Raw genomic sequence first — 13,803 nt, 5'->3', positions numbered from 1 at the left:
TCACCGTCGATTCGGTAAAGTTGTTACCATCCAACACAAGACCATAACAATTCCGCGCAGCCGTACTGCCACAAAGCAGCCAGGAGACCTATGCAGCCTTTCGACGACAACCCGCCCTCCCTGAATCACTGGCAGCAAGGCTATGGCCTGATCCAGCACACGCCCGAGACCATCGAGCGCGTGACCGGCCTGATCGCCCGTGGCGTGGAAAACGGCCGGTTCACCAGCGCCGACACCGCCTGGCGCATGCTGGCTGCCGCCGACCGACTGACCAGTGCCGCCATGTGGACCGTGGTGCACATGACCTATGCACAGCGGGTCAGGCTGTCAGGCGCACCGTTGCAGGCAGAAGACTTCAAGCCCACGCCCGAGGGGCATACCGGCGGCGCACTCAACATGGTGCCGGCTTTCGTCGGCTATCTGCTGGCCAACGCTCTGAGCGGCACGACGCGTGGCTGGCTGATGGGCCAGGGCCATTGCGTGGCAGCCATCGAAGCCGTCAATGCGCTGACCGGCGATGTTTCCGACGCACAGCGTGGTCGCTACGATCGCACCGAGCGCGGCCTGTCGCAATTGGCAGCGGATTTCTACTCCTATGCCATCGATGCCCATGGCCGCCCTGCCGTGCCACTGGGCAGCCATGCCGGCCCGAATACGGCAGGCGCGATATCGGAAGGCGGCTACCTGGGCTTTGCCTCGCTGCAATACATCCATATGCCGCTCCCCGGCGAAAGCCTGGTGGCCTTCCTGAGCGACGGTGCCTTTGAGGAACAGCGCGGCTCTGACTGGGCCACGCGCTGGTGGCGTGCCGAAGACAGCGGCCTGTCGGTGCCGGTCATGATTCTGAATGGCCGACGCATTGAGGAACGCACGCAGATCGCCCAGGAAGGCGGTGCCCCCTGGCTGGCGGCACAGATGCACAGTCATGGATTCGACCCCGTCATCATCGATGGCCGTGATCCAGCCGCATTCGCCTGGGCCATTCTCCAGGCCGAAGACGGGCTGCAGGACTTTGCAGCCGATCCCGACCGGCGCTACCCGGCCAGATTGCCCTATGTCATCGCCGATACGATCAAAGGCTACGGTTTTCCAGGGGCGGACACCAACGCCGCGCACAACCTGCCGCTGGGCGGCAACCCCCATGCCAGCGCCCAGGCCCGCGACACATTCAACGACGCCGCACGCAAGCTGTTCGTGCCGACCGACATACTGGATGATGCAATCCAGGCACTGTCCGTACAGGCGTCCCAGCAACGCGCACCGGAAAGCCGCCATCCGCTGGCAAACCGTCATCCCCAGGCCCCATCCCTGCCCGAACCGGCATGGGTGACAGCCGATGGCACGCCCGGCTGCGCCATGCAGGATCTGGATCGCTGGTTCGTGCAACTGGTCGAGTCCAATCCGGGCCTGCGGCCCCGAGTCGGCAACCCGGACGAACTGGCCAGCAACCAGATGGGCCAAACGCTGGCGCACCTGAAGCACCGGGTCAACGAGCCCGAGCCCGGCATCGCCGAATCTGTGCAGGGGGCCATCATCACGGCACTGAACGAGGAAGCCGTGGCCGCCGCAGCATTGGGTAACAAGGCGGGGCTGAACCTCATCGTCAGCTACGAAGCCTTTGCCATGAAAATGCTGGGCGAGCTGCGCCAGGACATCATCTTTGCCCGCCACCAGCGGGATCTCGGTCAGGCACCAGGCTGGATTGGCGTACCGCTGATCGTCACCTCGCATACCTGGGAAAACGCCAAGAACGAGCAGTCCCACCAGGATCCGAGCATTGGCGAGGCGCTGCTCGGTGAAATGTCCGACACGTCCCGCGTCATGTTTCCCGTGGACTCCAACAGCGCCATGGCCGCCCTGCGCGATATCTATGCCGGACGCGGCCAGATTGCCTGCCTGATCGTCTCCAAGCGCAACCTGCCCCAGCGGCTCGATGCCAACGCCGCACAGGCCCTGGTTCGAGAGGGGGCTGCGCATGTCGTGGGCACCCCCGACCAGGCACAGGTACAACTGGTGGCCATCGGTGCCTACCAGCTTGATGAGGCCATCAAGGCCCACGGGCGGCTGTCGCGTCAGGGAATCTCCGCCTGCGTCACGGTCATTCTCGAACCGGGCCGCCTGCGTACTCCACGCGATGCCATCGAAGCGGAGTTCGCGCTCGACGACGCAACGCTGGCGACCCTCTTCCCTGCCAGACTGGCGCGCGTACTGCTCTGCCACACCCGGCCCGAACCCATGCTGGGCGTGCTGCGCCGCATCGACAACGGCCCGGCAGGCACCACTGCACTGGGTTACATCAGCCGGGGCGGCACGCTCGATACAGCGGGCCTGCTGTTCGCCAACCGCTGCAGTTGGGCACATGCCGTCGATGCTGCCGCCACACTCGCAGGACTGTCGCGAGACAGGTTGCTGACACCCCGCGAACGCGCCGCGCTTGACGGCAAGGGCCATCCCTCCGATCTCGACGCCCCCGAACAGGAGCTCGCATCATGCTGACATTACGCTCACTCGGCGGGGCCGGTACCGTCACCGGCTCCAAACACCTCCTGTCCAGCGGCGATCACCGCCTGCTGGTCGACTGCGGCCTGTTCCAGGGACTGAAGAACCTGCGCGAACAGAACTGGGCTCCGTTGCCGATCCAGGCTGACAATATCGATGCAGTGGTACTGACCCATGCCCATCTGGACCATTCCGGCTATCTGCCGCGCCTGGTCCGCGACGGTTTCAGGGGACCTATCGTCTCGACCGAAGCCACACGTGACGTAGCCGAACTGATCCTCAAGGATAGCGGCCACCTGCAGGAAAAGGATGCCGAATACGCCAACCGCAAGGGCTTTTCCAGACACAGCCCGGCACTGCCGCTCTACGGTGTGCATGATGCCGAACATGCGATGTCGTTCTTTCGTACCGCGCCACTGCACCAGAACGTATCCCTGCCTGGGGGTGCCACGCTGCAGTTGCGGCGGACCGGCCACATCCTCGGCGCAGCCTCGGCCGAAATCCGCTGGGCTGGCCGCACCATCGTCTTCTCCGGCGACCTGGGCCGGTATGGCGACCCGGTGATGGTCGATCCCGAACCCGTGCCCGAGGCCGACTACATCGTCATCGAATCCACCTACGGCAATCGCCTGCATGACCATGCCGATCCTGCAGCGGCTCTGGGCGACATCATCGAGCGCACCGCGAGTCGCGGCGGCACTACCGTGATCCCGGCCTTCGCCGTGGGGCGAGCACAGGCGCTGCTGTACTACCTGTGGCAGCTCAAACAGAACGGTCGTCTGCGCAACATTCCTGTCTACCTCGACAGCCCCATGGCCACCAGTGCCAGCGAACTGCTGTGCCGCCACCACGAGGATCACCGGCTGTCGGCCGGCACCTGCGCCCAGGCCTGCAACGTGGCAACCTATGTCCGCACCGTGGATGAGTCCAAGGCATTGTCGGCCAATACCTATCCCAAGGTCATTATCTCTGCCAGCGGCATGGCCACGGGCGGGCGCGTGCTGCATCATCTGGTAGCCTTCGTGCAGGATCATCGCAATACCGTGCTGTTCTCGGGTTTCCAGGCAGCCGGCACACGCGGACGCGACATGCTGCAGGGTGCCCGCGAGATCCGCATGTTCGGCCAATGGATTCCGGTCAGGGCCGAGGTCTCCGAGTTGCCCATGCTGTCGGCCCATGCCGACGCGGCGGAACTGATGCGCTGGCTGTCCGGGTTCCGGCGCGCCCCGCAACGTGTCTTTATCGTCCATGGCGAGCCGGAGGCCGCCGAGGCACTGCGCATGCGCATCGGCCGCGAACTCGGCTGGAATGCCGTAGTACCGCGCCAGGATCAGGCCTTCACACTGTAGGCAACGGCAGCCATGCCTGTACGCCGGTATACCTTGGTATATCGGTGCCATCCGTGCGCATGACACGGATACGCCACCGGATACTGGTGCCGCAACGGCTCAGGTTCCTATAATTTGCCGGCTGGACCGCTCCGGCCCGGATTGTCCCCACACCGGCCGACAATCCATCACTCCCTCACCCGCTCCTGCGGCAACTGCCTAGCACGCTGCCGGTGGATGCGCGTGCCCTGCCGCCGCGCATGGCCGTCCCCCAGGCGTTCATGAAGGCGTCATGACCCGCCCGCAGAATCCCCATCCGGAGATCACTGCGCCCAGATCGACAGGAAAAGAAACCATGAACCGCGAACATCTCCTGGCTGCCGTCCGCGCCACCCTCAAGCACAGCGATGCCGCAGCCTTCGCACGCATTTTCGACCAGGTACAGTGTGCAGATCTGGCAGAGGCGCTGACCGATCTGGAGCCTGAACAACTGGCCCTGCTGCTGTGCTGGCTGGCTCCCGCCCGACGGGCACGCCTGTTCGAACACCTGCCCGAGTTTCAGCAGGGCCTGCTGTTGCCCGTGCTGCATCCCCCGGCCATCGCCGACATGTTCAAGGCGCTGCCATCCGATGAACAGGCCGACCTCTACAACCGGCTGGATACCGAAGCCCAGTCCCGGTTACTGCCGGCCCTGGCCCAGGACGACCGCGCTGGCCTGCTCAGGCTGGCGGCCTACCCGGAAGGCTCGGCCGGCTCGTTGACCGCCTCCGACTACGCCGCCGTCAACGCCGGCATGACCGCAACCGAAGCGCTGGCAGCGCTTCGCAGTAGCGCACCCGATAAGGAAACCATCTATGTCATCTATGTGCTTGATCCCGAAGGGCACCTGCAGGGCACTCTTTCACTGCGCGAACTGGTGCTGGCCCAGCCCCAGGCCCGCATTGCCGACCTGATGCGCCCGCATCCTGTCTTCGTGCGCGCAGAATGGCCGGCCCGCCAGGCCGCCGAACTGATCCGCCGCCATAGCCTGCTGGCGCTGCCTGTCATCAATGGTGGCGAACGCATGATTGGCATCGTGACCGTCGATGACGCCATGACGCTCGAAAAGGAAGAAGACGCCACCCAATTGACCCGCTTCGGCGGTGTCGCCGCGATGCAGGGCGATGACCTGGACTTGCGTACCTCGCCGTTTCACCAGCTGTTTCAGGTTCGCGCTTTCTGGCTGGTGATCCTGACCTGCTTCGGCATCCTGACCAGCACCTATATCGCCGCACAGACCGAGATGCTGGAACAAGTCATCATCCTGGCTGCCTTCATTGCGCCCATCATCGATACCGGCGGCAACACCGGCAGCCAGGCTGCCACCCTGGTCATCCGCTCGATGGCGCTGGGCGATTTTCGGCTGCGCTGGCGCGACATGTGGTTCGTGATCCGTCGCGAACTGCCGGTGGCACTGGCGCTGGGCCTTGCCATTGCCGTACTCGAGAGCATACTGGCCTACTTCAGCAAGGGCGTCCAGGGCGAAGTCCTGCTGGTGGTGGGTCTGGCCATGCTGCTGTGCACTGTGCTGGGCAGCCTCATCGGTGCACTGCTGCCATTTGCTGCACGTAAAATGGGTACCGATCCGGCCACACTGAGCGCGCCACTGATCACCTCCATCATGGATCTGGTCGGTGTAATCATCTATTTCGGCCTGGCCTACGCCTTTCTTGGAGACATGCTGGCCCCCGCACCCCTGGGCCAGTAGACACTGGAACACATGAAAAGCCTCGAATACATCAACCTGATCTCCCTGACCGACACGCTCGTCAGCCTGACTGCTGCCTTTGTCCTGGGTGGCCTGATCGGCATCGAACGACAGATCCGCCAGCGCACGGCCGGACTGCGCACCAACGTGCTGGTCTGCACCGGCGCAGCGCTCTTCGTGGACGTCGGCGTCAGCTACTACACACTGCACGGAGGCAATACCAGCCCGGTGCACGTGATTGCCTATGTTGTCTCGGGTGTGGGGTTCCTGGGGGCCGGCGTCATCATGCGCGAGGGGGGCAGCGTGCGCGGCATCAATACCGCCGCCACGCTCTGGGGTTCGGCCGCCGTCGGCTGCGCGGCGGGAGCCGACCTGCTGCTGGAAGCCATCGTCGGTGCCCTGTTCGTGCTGGCTGCCAACACGCTGCTGCGCCCTGCCGTCAACCGCATCAACCGACAACCGATCGACACCCAGGACATGGAGGCAACCTACATCATCTATGCCATCGCCGAACGCGAGCGCCGCAAGGAAGCCCTGCACCTGATCGAATCGACCTTCGATACTGCCGGCATCCCGCTGCGCGACATCGAGGTCCGGGCCTTCGGCGAACAGGAAATCGAGATCGAGGCCGCGCTGCTGCCAACCTCGATCGGCGGCAACGAACTGGATCCCCTGCTGGCGAAACTGCGCCGCAACAGCGGCATCCGCCAGGCATTCTGGAGCGCCAGCACCACGGAATAGCGTCTGCACTCCGAACGACATGAGGAACCTTGCCGATGATCCTGAAAACCGTCGCGCTGCTTGCCCTGATGGCTGCCATCTTCGTGGCCGATACCCTGACCCGGTATGAAATCGCGGTCGCGGTGTTCTACATTTTGGCCATTCTCGCCGCATCCGCGCTGCTGCCGGCCCGGACCACGCGCCTGCTGACCGCCCTGGCCGTGCTACTCACCCTGACCAGCTTTGCACTGACCCGTTCCGGTACCTACGATACCGGCCTGGTCAATCTGGCCATCAGCCTGCTGGCCATCGGCATCACCGCTCACCTGGCCCTCAAAGCCGTGGCAGCACGTGCGGCTGCCGAACGGACGCAGAACAGACTGTTCCACATCGCCCGCGCCACCAGCCTGGGCGAAATGGCTGCGTCCATCGCCCATGAGGTCAACCAGCCGCTGGCCGCCATCGCCACCAGCGCCAGCGCATGCCAGCGCTGGCTCGACCAGATGCCGCCCAATACCGATCGGGCACGCCAGGCGGCCCGGCGCATGGAAGACGACGCCCATCGCGCCAGTGAAGTGATTGCCCGCATCCGTGCCGTCACCCAGGCCCACAAGACTGCACCCCAGGCCGTCGCTCCGGCACATGCCATACACGAGACCCTGGCGCTGCACGCACATGAACTCGAACACGAACAGGTACGCTTGCTGCTCGACCTTCCCGACAATCTGCCTGCCGTACACGCCGACCCCATACTGCTGCAACAGGTACTGGGCAATCTGGTTGGCAACGCCCTCGACGCGCTGCGCCTGGTGCCGCCCTCCGAACGCACGCTGCGCATCGCCGTACATGCCGGCGGCAACGGCTTTGCCGAATTCACAGTGGAAGATAGCGGTGCAGGCATTGGCCCCGATGAAACTCCCCAGTTGTTCGACCCTTTCTGGACCACCAAGGACAGCGGTGCCGGACTGGGGCTGGCCATCGCCCGCTCCATCGTCACGGCACACGGCGGCGAGATCGCCGCACACCCGGCTCCGGGCCGGGGGGCCCAGCTGGCCTTCCGGCTGCCGGTAAGCAAAGAGGCTTCCCATGACTGACCTGCCTGTCGTTCACATCATCGATGACGACCCTTCGGTGCGTGCTGCGCTGGAAGACCTGCTGGCCTCGGTCGGCATCGAAGCGCAGACCGATGCGTCGGTCGCTGCATTCATGGCCCGTCCCCGCAGCGAACGACCGACCTGCCTGATACTGGATATCCGCATGCCAGGCCAGAGCGGCATGGACTTCCACCGCAACATGGTGCGCCAGGGCTGGACCTTGCCCGTCATTTTCATCACCGGTCACGGCGATATCGCCATGAGCGTCGAGGCCATGAAAAATGGTGCCGTCGAATTCCTGACCAAGCCTTTTCGCGAACAGGATCTGCTCGATGCCATCCAGCGCGCCCTCGACCTGGACCGCCGACAACGCACCGAAGCTGCCGGGCAGCATGCCCTGCAGCATCTGGCTGCCACCCTGACGCAGGGTGAACTGGCCGTGGCGCGACTGGTCGTGCAGGGACTGCTCAACAAGCAGATCGCCGATCGGCTCCACGTCAGCGAGATCACCGTCAAGGTACGTCGCCGACATGCCATGGACAAGCTCGGGGCACAGAATCTGGCCGAATTCGTCAGGATCATGGACAGGATAGACGCCCTGCAGAATAGTTGCGATGGATCAACAGATTTGCAGAACACATAAAAACAAATTGCATTTCCATTTATACTTCAGCATCGACGACCTCCTCATGTCGCGCGCCGATTTCGACGCCCCCTGAAGGCCGCCTGCCTGTCCAGGAATCGAAGCCATGTTGATCCCTTTTCTCATCATGCTGCGCGAAGGTATCGAGGCCGCGCTCATCGTCGGCATCATTGCCAGCTATCTCGTCCAGAGCGGACGACGCCACCTGATTCCGGCCATCTGGATCGGTGTGTTGCTAGCGGCCGCCCTCTCGCTTTTCGCCGGTGCCGCGCTACAGTGGCTATCTGCCGAGTTTCCCCAGAAGCAGCAGGAGTTCTTCGAAGGCGTGGTCGGACTGGTCGCCGTGGCCATGCTCACCTCCATGGTGTTCTGGATGAAAAAGAGCGCGCGTACACTCAAGCGCAGGCTGCAGGACTCGGTCGAACACGCAGTACACGACCACCCAGGCAGCGGCCAGGGCTGGGCGCTGATCGGCATGGTCTTCCTGGCTGTGGCACGCGAGGGGCTGGAATCGATCTTCTTCCTGCTGGCCATCTTCCAGCAAAGCCGGGACTGGGCTGCACCGCTGGGTGCGCTGGCCGGCATCCTCGTATCCATCCTGATCGGCTATGGCCTGTACTCGGGCGGCGTCCGCCTCGACCTGCGCCGCTTTTTCCGCCTGACCGGCATGTTCATCCTGCTGGTGGCGGCCGGCCTGCTCGCCGGCGTGCTGCGCAAGTTCCATGAAGCCGGTGTCTGGAACCACCTGCAACAGGTGGTCTTCGACCTCAACGACACACTGCCCATGGACAGTCCGCTCGGCACGGTGCTGTCCGGCCTGTTCGGCTACCAGGCGGCACCGGTGCTGGGTGAAGTCATTGCCTACGTGCTGTTCCTGACCATTTCACTGGCCTGCTTCCTGCGCGCATCCACGCCCGACACAAGCGCCGGAGCCCCCACAGGCACGGCAATGCCAGCAGTCACGTCCCCTGCTGCGTCATCGCCAGCCTCCAACGCCTGACGCCGCCAGCTCTCCTTTCCCGACTGGACCACGCCCATGTCCTCTTCTCGCAAGCCCTCCATGCCGACCCTGACCAAGGTCGCCCTGGCCGCTTCGGCGCTGCTCTGCATCGCCGGCCTGATCGCTTTCTGGTATGCCTCGGGCAAGGCACGCGAGCGTACTCCGCATGCCGATGCGCAGCAGGTCACGGTCACAATCCGCGACAACCTGTGCGATCCCGGAGACATCACCGTGCCGGCCGGCCGCACTACCTTTACCATCGTCAACCAGACGCCACGCGCACTCGAATGGGAAATTCTCGATGGAGTGATGGTCGTGGATGAGCGTGAGAATATCGCGCCCGGCTTCTCTCAGACACTCACCGTCAAGCTGCGGCCCGGTACATTTGCCATTACCTGCGGCCTGCTGAGCAACCCGCGCGGCACGCTGACCGTCACGCCGTCGGCCCAGTCCGAGGCCGACGCGGCACGCCCGCCCCTGACCGAGTACATCGGCCCGCTGGCCGAATACAAGGTCTACATGGTACTCACGGCAGGCGCTGTCCAGAAGGCCGTACAACAATTGCAGCAGGCCGTGGCGAACGGCAGCCTAGACGGTGCCCGCCATGCGACACAGGACGCACATCGCACCTACAAGCGACTGGAACCTGTGGCAGAGCTGTTTGCCGATCTGGACACCCGCCTCAATGCCCGGGCCGATTATTTTGACCAGCGAGAAAACGACCCGGATTTTGCCGGGTTCTACAAGACACGCCACCTGCTGGCCGAACGTGGCGATATGCCTGCACTACAGGCCGAACTGCCCGCACTGCAGGCAGACGTCGACAGCCTGCGCGCCCGCGTGCGCACCCTGCAGATCAGCCCCGAGCGACTGGCGCAAGCAGGTGCCCGCAGCCTGCGTCGCGCCGCCGGCCATCTGGGTGACAGTACCGGCAGCGCCTCGCAGCAAGCCTGGAGCGACCTGGATCTGGTCAAGGGAACCTGCGACGGCACCCGCAAGATCGCCGCCCTGCTGGAACCCCTGCTGGCCAAGGCCAATCCGGACCTGCAGGCCCGTATCAGCCGCGACCTCGGCACGCTGGATCAGTCACTGGAAGCCTCGCCCGTCGTGCCGGCCACCGTTGCGACAGCACTGAACGCACTGGCCGACGATTTCGACCAGATCAACCCGGCGCTCGGACTCGAGTGAGCCGAGACCACCACGATCAGGAGCCTGCATGAAAATACGTTCCGTCCCGTTGTCGGATCACAGCCATGACTCATCGCCCACCTCCCCGCAACGGCGCCACCTGCTGGCGACCCTCGGCGCAGGCAGCCTGCTGATCGGTGGCTGCGCGCCGCTGGCCCGCTCCGGCGGGCAGGTCACCGACGCGCCCTACAGCGACCAGTTCCAGGAGCGCGTTCCCTACCTGGGCGTGCACCAGGCGGGCGTCACCACACCTCGACCCAGCGCCGGCATGATGGCTTCGTTCTTCGTGCTCGCAGAAGACCGCGACGGGCTGGAGCGGCTGTTCCGCATCCTGAGCGCACGCATCGCCTTTCTGACCCAGGGGGGCATCCAGCCCCAGCGAGATCCCAAGCTGCCGCCACCCGGCTCGGGCATCCTCGGCCCCGATGTGCCCCCCGACAACCTGACCGTGACCGTGTCGGTCGGTACCTCGCTGTTCGACCCTCGCTTTGGCCTGGCCGCCGTCAAACCGCGTGAGTTGCACCAGATGCAGCGCCATCCCAACGATGCGCTCGATGCTGCGCTTTGCCACGGCGACCTGTCCATCCAGCTCTGCGCGAATACGCCCGACACCATCATCCACGCCCTGCGCGACATCATCAAGAACACGCCCGACCTGCTGCTGCTGCACTGGAAGCAGGAAGGCAGCGTGCCGCCCATCGCCGAGCGCCCCGGCCAGCCCGCCGAAAGCGCCCGCAATTTCCTGGGTTTTCGCGACGGTTCAGCCAATCCCGATGCCGGGGATGCAGCCCTGATGGATCGTGTGGTCTGGGTTCAGCCCGGCCAGGGCGAACCCGCCTGGGCCGTGGGCGGCACCTACCAGGCGGTACGCATCATCCGTAATTTCGTCGAGCGCTGGGACCGCACACCACTGCAGGAGCAGGAAGCCATCTTCGGCCGCCAGCGCGACAGCGGCGCGCCGCTCGATGGCGGTGCCACCGAACACGATGTGCCGGATTACCACGCCGATCCCGAAGGTCTGCGCACCCCAATGGACTCGCACATCCGGCTGGCCAACCCGCGCACGCCGGGTTCCGAGGCCAATCTGATGCTGCGCCGGCCGTTCAACTATTCGAATGGCGTCACCCGCTCGGGCCAACTCGACATGGGGCTGCTGTTCATCTGCTACCAGGCCGATCTGGAAAAAGGCTTCATCACCGTACAGAAACGACTCGACGGCGAGCCTCTGGAGGAATACCTCAAACCCGTCGGCGGCGGCTTCTTCTTCACGCTGCCCGGCATGCGCACGGCCGATGACTGGCTGGGCCGCTCCCTGATGGAGGCCAGCGCATGATGTTCACCCACCTCTGCCTGCGCCCAGGCACCGCGTTGCCCGACACGACCATCCGCCTGTTTTCCTGTATGACATTCAATCGATAAAAAGGAACGCCCATGAATCCCTTCCGCGCCCGTACACTGGCCACCCTCATCGGCAGCTGCGCCGCTCTCTCCGTCCTGCAGGCCCAGGCTGCCGTGGATCCGTTGCAACTGGTCGAGCCCGTGGCCGAATACAAGATCTACGTTTCCGAGAATGCCGGCCAACTGGTCACCGACACCGAGGCATTCGTGGCTGCCATCAAGGCCGGCGACCTGAACAAGGCCAAGGCACTGTACGCCCCCACCCGCACCAGCTACGAAAAGATCGAGCCGGTCGCGGAACTGTTCAGCGATCTCGACGGAGCCATCGACTCGCGTGCCGATGACCATGAGCAGGCCGAAAAGGATCCCGGCTTCGGTGGTTTCCATCGCATCGAGTACGTGCTGTGGGAACAGAATTCGACCCAGGGTCTGGCCCCCTTCGCCGACCAGTTGCTGACTGACGTGCGCGAGCTGAACGGCCGGCTGGCCGACCTGACCTTCCCGCCCGAAAAGGTGGTGGGCGGGGCTGCCGTGCTGATGGAGGAAGTCGCGGCCACCAAGATCTCCGGCGAGGAAAACCGCTACAGCCATACCGACCTCTGGGACTTCCAGGCCAACTTCGAAGGGGCCTACAAGATCGTCGAGCTGCTGCATCCGCTGATCGTGGCCGAAGACCCCGCCTTTGCGGCCAAGACCGATGCCAACTTCAAGACCGTCTTCGATACGCTGGCCAAATACCGCACGGCGGATGGCGGCTTCGAGAGTTACGACAAGTTGAGCGAACGCGACCGCAAGCTGCTGGCCGGCAAGGTCAACACGCTGGCAGAAGACCTGTCGCAACTGCGCGGCATGCTCGGACTGGACTGACACCCGGCTTAACCACTGACCCATCGGACCTTGCACCCACCGTCCGATGGGACCTCCCTCTCCGCAAGGAACCATCATGAAGCATTCGTTTGCCACGACTGCCGTACCCGCGTGCGTCCGCCTTCTTCCCCTGACGGCACTGTGCGCTGCCCTGCTGCCCCTGGGCGCTGCCCATGCCGAGGCTCCCACCAGCAGCGTCACCCTTTATGGCGTGATCGATACCGGACTGGCCTACACCCGGATTTCCAACTTCGAAGGCCAGGGCCGCGCCCGCAAGAGCGGCCTGATCAGCGGCGGTCAGGCCGACTCGCTGTGGGGTCTGCGCGGTGCCGAGGATCTGGGCGACGGCCTGAGCGCAACCTTCACGCTGGAAAGCGGCTTCGACGCCAACAGCGGCAATGCGGAAGAAGAAGGCCGCCTGTTCAACTATGCCGCCTGGCTCGGTCTGAACCACGCCGACTACGGCGAACTGCGTTTCGGCCGCCAGAACACAGTGGCGCAGCAGGCTGCTTCCGGGGTGGAACTGGCCGGCTGGAAAGATTTCGGCCTGGGCGCGACGTTCAAGGCGGCCGACAACTACCAGTTGTCGAACACCGTCAATTACTTCTCGCCTGATTTCGGAGGCCTGAAACTGGGCCTGGGCTACAGCTTCAACGCGGACGAAAGCAGCGACTTCGACAGTGCCCGCCAGGCACGCGAACTGAGCGCGGCCCTGAGCTACGAAGATGGCCCGCTGTATGTAGCGCTCACCTACGACCGCCTGCAACCGAAAGACAGCGGCTCGGTCGGCCTGAACCAGCCCGACGCATGGCAACTGGGGGCCAGCTATGACTTTGGTCCCGTCAAGCTGGCCGGCGGCTGGTCGCGCCAGAAAAACGGCTTCGTCGGCCTGAACGGCGATGAATACGCCAACGCCAATCCCGACCGGCCCGGACTGGGCGGTCTCGGTCCCAACGAATTTGTCGACGGCGGTCGCCTGCAAAGCTGGTATGCCGGTGCCACCATTCCGCTGGGTGGCGGTGACCTGACGCTGCAATGGTCGCTCGCCTCGCCTGACTGGGACTGGCAGGGCAGTGGTGACAAGGCCAAGAACATACAGGTCTACACGATCGGCTATTCGTACAGCCTGTCGCCGCGCACCAGCGTCTACGCCTTCGCCGGGCGGATGAAGAACGCCTCGACCGAAGCCCTGCTCACACCGGACAACCCGACCACGACACGGGTAGCCGTGGGCCTGACACACGCGTTCTGAGCAGGATCATCCTGATCTGGGCCGAGCTTGTTGCGACCGGCAACACTCGGCCCTCACCTTGTGTGCC

The 13,803-nt window shown here is 64.4% G+C and carries 11 protein-coding genes; all 11 read left to right on the top strand.

The features are described 5' to 3' along the window. Window positions 1-90 precede the first annotated feature (90 nt). The 11 genes from DD235_RS10935 to DD235_RS10885 all read left to right on the top strand — a co-directional run bounded on the left by DD235_RS10935 (window position 91) and on the right by DD235_RS10885 (window position 13,736). Window positions 91-2,496, top strand: a complete 2,406-nt coding sequence (locus DD235_RS10935; protein WP_109062117.1) for a phosphoketolase family protein — start codon at window positions 91-93, stop codon at window positions 2,494-2,496. Then, window positions 2,490-3,848: an MBL fold metallo-hydrolase RNA specificity domain-containing protein gene (locus DD235_RS10930; protein ID WP_109062116.1), complete on the top strand. Its 1,359-nt coding sequence runs from the start codon at window positions 2,490-2,492 to the stop codon at window positions 3,846-3,848. The genes DD235_RS10935 and DD235_RS10930 overlap by 7 nt, the downstream gene beginning before the upstream one ends. A gap of 334 nt (window positions 3,849-4,182) precedes the next feature. Then, window positions 4,183-5,574, top strand: coding sequence for a magnesium transporter (gene mgtE, locus DD235_RS10925; protein ID WP_109062115.1), 1,392 nt, complete (start codon window positions 4,183-4,185; stop codon window positions 5,572-5,574). A gap of 12 nt (window positions 5,575-5,586) precedes the next feature. Then, window positions 5,587-6,315: an MgtC/SapB family protein gene (locus DD235_RS10920; RefSeq protein ID WP_109062114.1), complete on the top strand. Its 729-nt coding sequence runs from the start codon at window positions 5,587-5,589 to the stop codon at window positions 6,313-6,315. Window positions 6,316-6,350: 35 nt separating this feature from the next. Beyond that, window positions 6,351-7,388 carry a sensor histidine kinase gene (locus tag DD235_RS10915; RefSeq protein ID WP_109062113.1) on the top strand — a complete coding sequence of 346 codons (1,038 nt, stop codon included), beginning with the start codon at window positions 6,351-6,353 and terminating at the stop codon, window positions 7,386-7,388. Then, entirely contained in the window at window positions 7,381-8,031 is a 651-nt protein-coding gene (locus DD235_RS10910) for a response regulator transcription factor (protein WP_109062112.1), read from the top strand. The genes DD235_RS10915 and DD235_RS10910 overlap by 8 nt, the downstream gene beginning before the upstream one ends. Before the next feature lie 106 nt (window positions 8,032-8,137). Further along, window positions 8,138-9,031, top strand: coding sequence for an iron uptake transporter permease EfeU (gene efeU / locus DD235_RS10905; RefSeq protein WP_109062111.1), 894 nt, complete (start codon window positions 8,138-8,140; stop codon window positions 9,029-9,031). Between the two features lie 36 nt (window positions 9,032-9,067). After that, a complete protein-coding gene (locus DD235_RS10900) occupies window positions 9,068-10,219 on the top strand; it encodes a cupredoxin domain-containing protein (protein WP_109062110.1) in 1,152 nt (383 codons plus the stop codon). Between the two features lie 28 nt (window positions 10,220-10,247). Continuing rightward, window positions 10,248-11,552, top strand: coding sequence for an iron uptake transporter deferrochelatase/peroxidase subunit (gene efeB, locus DD235_RS10895; RefSeq protein WP_109062109.1), 1,305 nt, complete (start codon window positions 10,248-10,250; stop codon window positions 11,550-11,552). Between the two features lie 98 nt (window positions 11,553-11,650). Further along, window positions 11,651-12,484, top strand: a complete 834-nt coding sequence (efeO, locus tag DD235_RS10890) for an iron uptake system protein EfeO (protein ID WP_109062108.1) — start codon at window positions 11,651-11,653, stop codon at window positions 12,482-12,484. Window positions 12,485-12,560: 76 nt separating this feature from the next. Next, a complete protein-coding gene (locus DD235_RS10885) occupies window positions 12,561-13,736 on the top strand; it encodes a porin (RefSeq protein ID WP_109062107.1) in 1,176 nt (391 codons plus the stop codon). Window positions 13,737-13,803 lie beyond the last annotated feature (67 nt).

This window comes from Corticimicrobacter populi (genome assembly GCF_003123725.1).
In the GTDB taxonomy this organism is placed as follows: domain Bacteria; phylum Pseudomonadota; class Gammaproteobacteria; order Burkholderiales; family Burkholderiaceae_B; genus Corticimicrobacter; species Corticimicrobacter populi.
This window is presented reverse-complemented; position numbering and strand designations above follow the sequence as displayed.

Coding starts and splice junctions, on each gene's coding strand:
- DD235_RS10885 (WP_109062107.1), top strand. CDS start 12,561: ATGAAGCATTCGTTTGCCACGACTGCCGTACCCGCGTGCGTCCGCCTT.
- DD235_RS10915 (WP_109062113.1), top strand. CDS start 6,351: ATGATCCTGAAAACCGTCGCGCTGCTTGCCCTGATGGCTGCCATCTTC.
- efeB (WP_109062109.1), top strand. CDS start 10,248: ATGAAAATACGTTCCGTCCCGTTGTCGGATCACAGCCATGACTCATCG.
- DD235_RS10910 (WP_109062112.1), top strand. CDS start 7,381: ATGACTGACCTGCCTGTCGTTCACATCATCGATGACGACCCTTCGGTG.
- DD235_RS10920 (WP_109062114.1), top strand. CDS start 5,587: ATGAAAAGCCTCGAATACATCAACCTGATCTCCCTGACCGACACGCTC.
- efeO (WP_109062108.1), top strand. CDS start 11,651: ATGAATCCCTTCCGCGCCCGTACACTGGCCACCCTCATCGGCAGCTGC.
- mgtE (WP_109062115.1), top strand. CDS start 4,183: ATGAACCGCGAACATCTCCTGGCTGCCGTCCGCGCCACCCTCAAGCAC.
- efeU (WP_109062111.1), top strand. CDS start 8,138: ATGTTGATCCCTTTTCTCATCATGCTGCGCGAAGGTATCGAGGCCGCG.
- DD235_RS10930 (WP_109062116.1), top strand. CDS start 2,490: ATGCTGACATTACGCTCACTCGGCGGGGCCGGTACCGTCACCGGCTCC.
- DD235_RS10935 (WP_109062117.1), top strand. CDS start 91: ATGCAGCCTTTCGACGACAACCCGCCCTCCCTGAATCACTGGCAGCAA.
- DD235_RS10900 (WP_109062110.1), top strand. CDS start 9,068: ATGTCCTCTTCTCGCAAGCCCTCCATGCCGACCCTGACCAAGGTCGCC.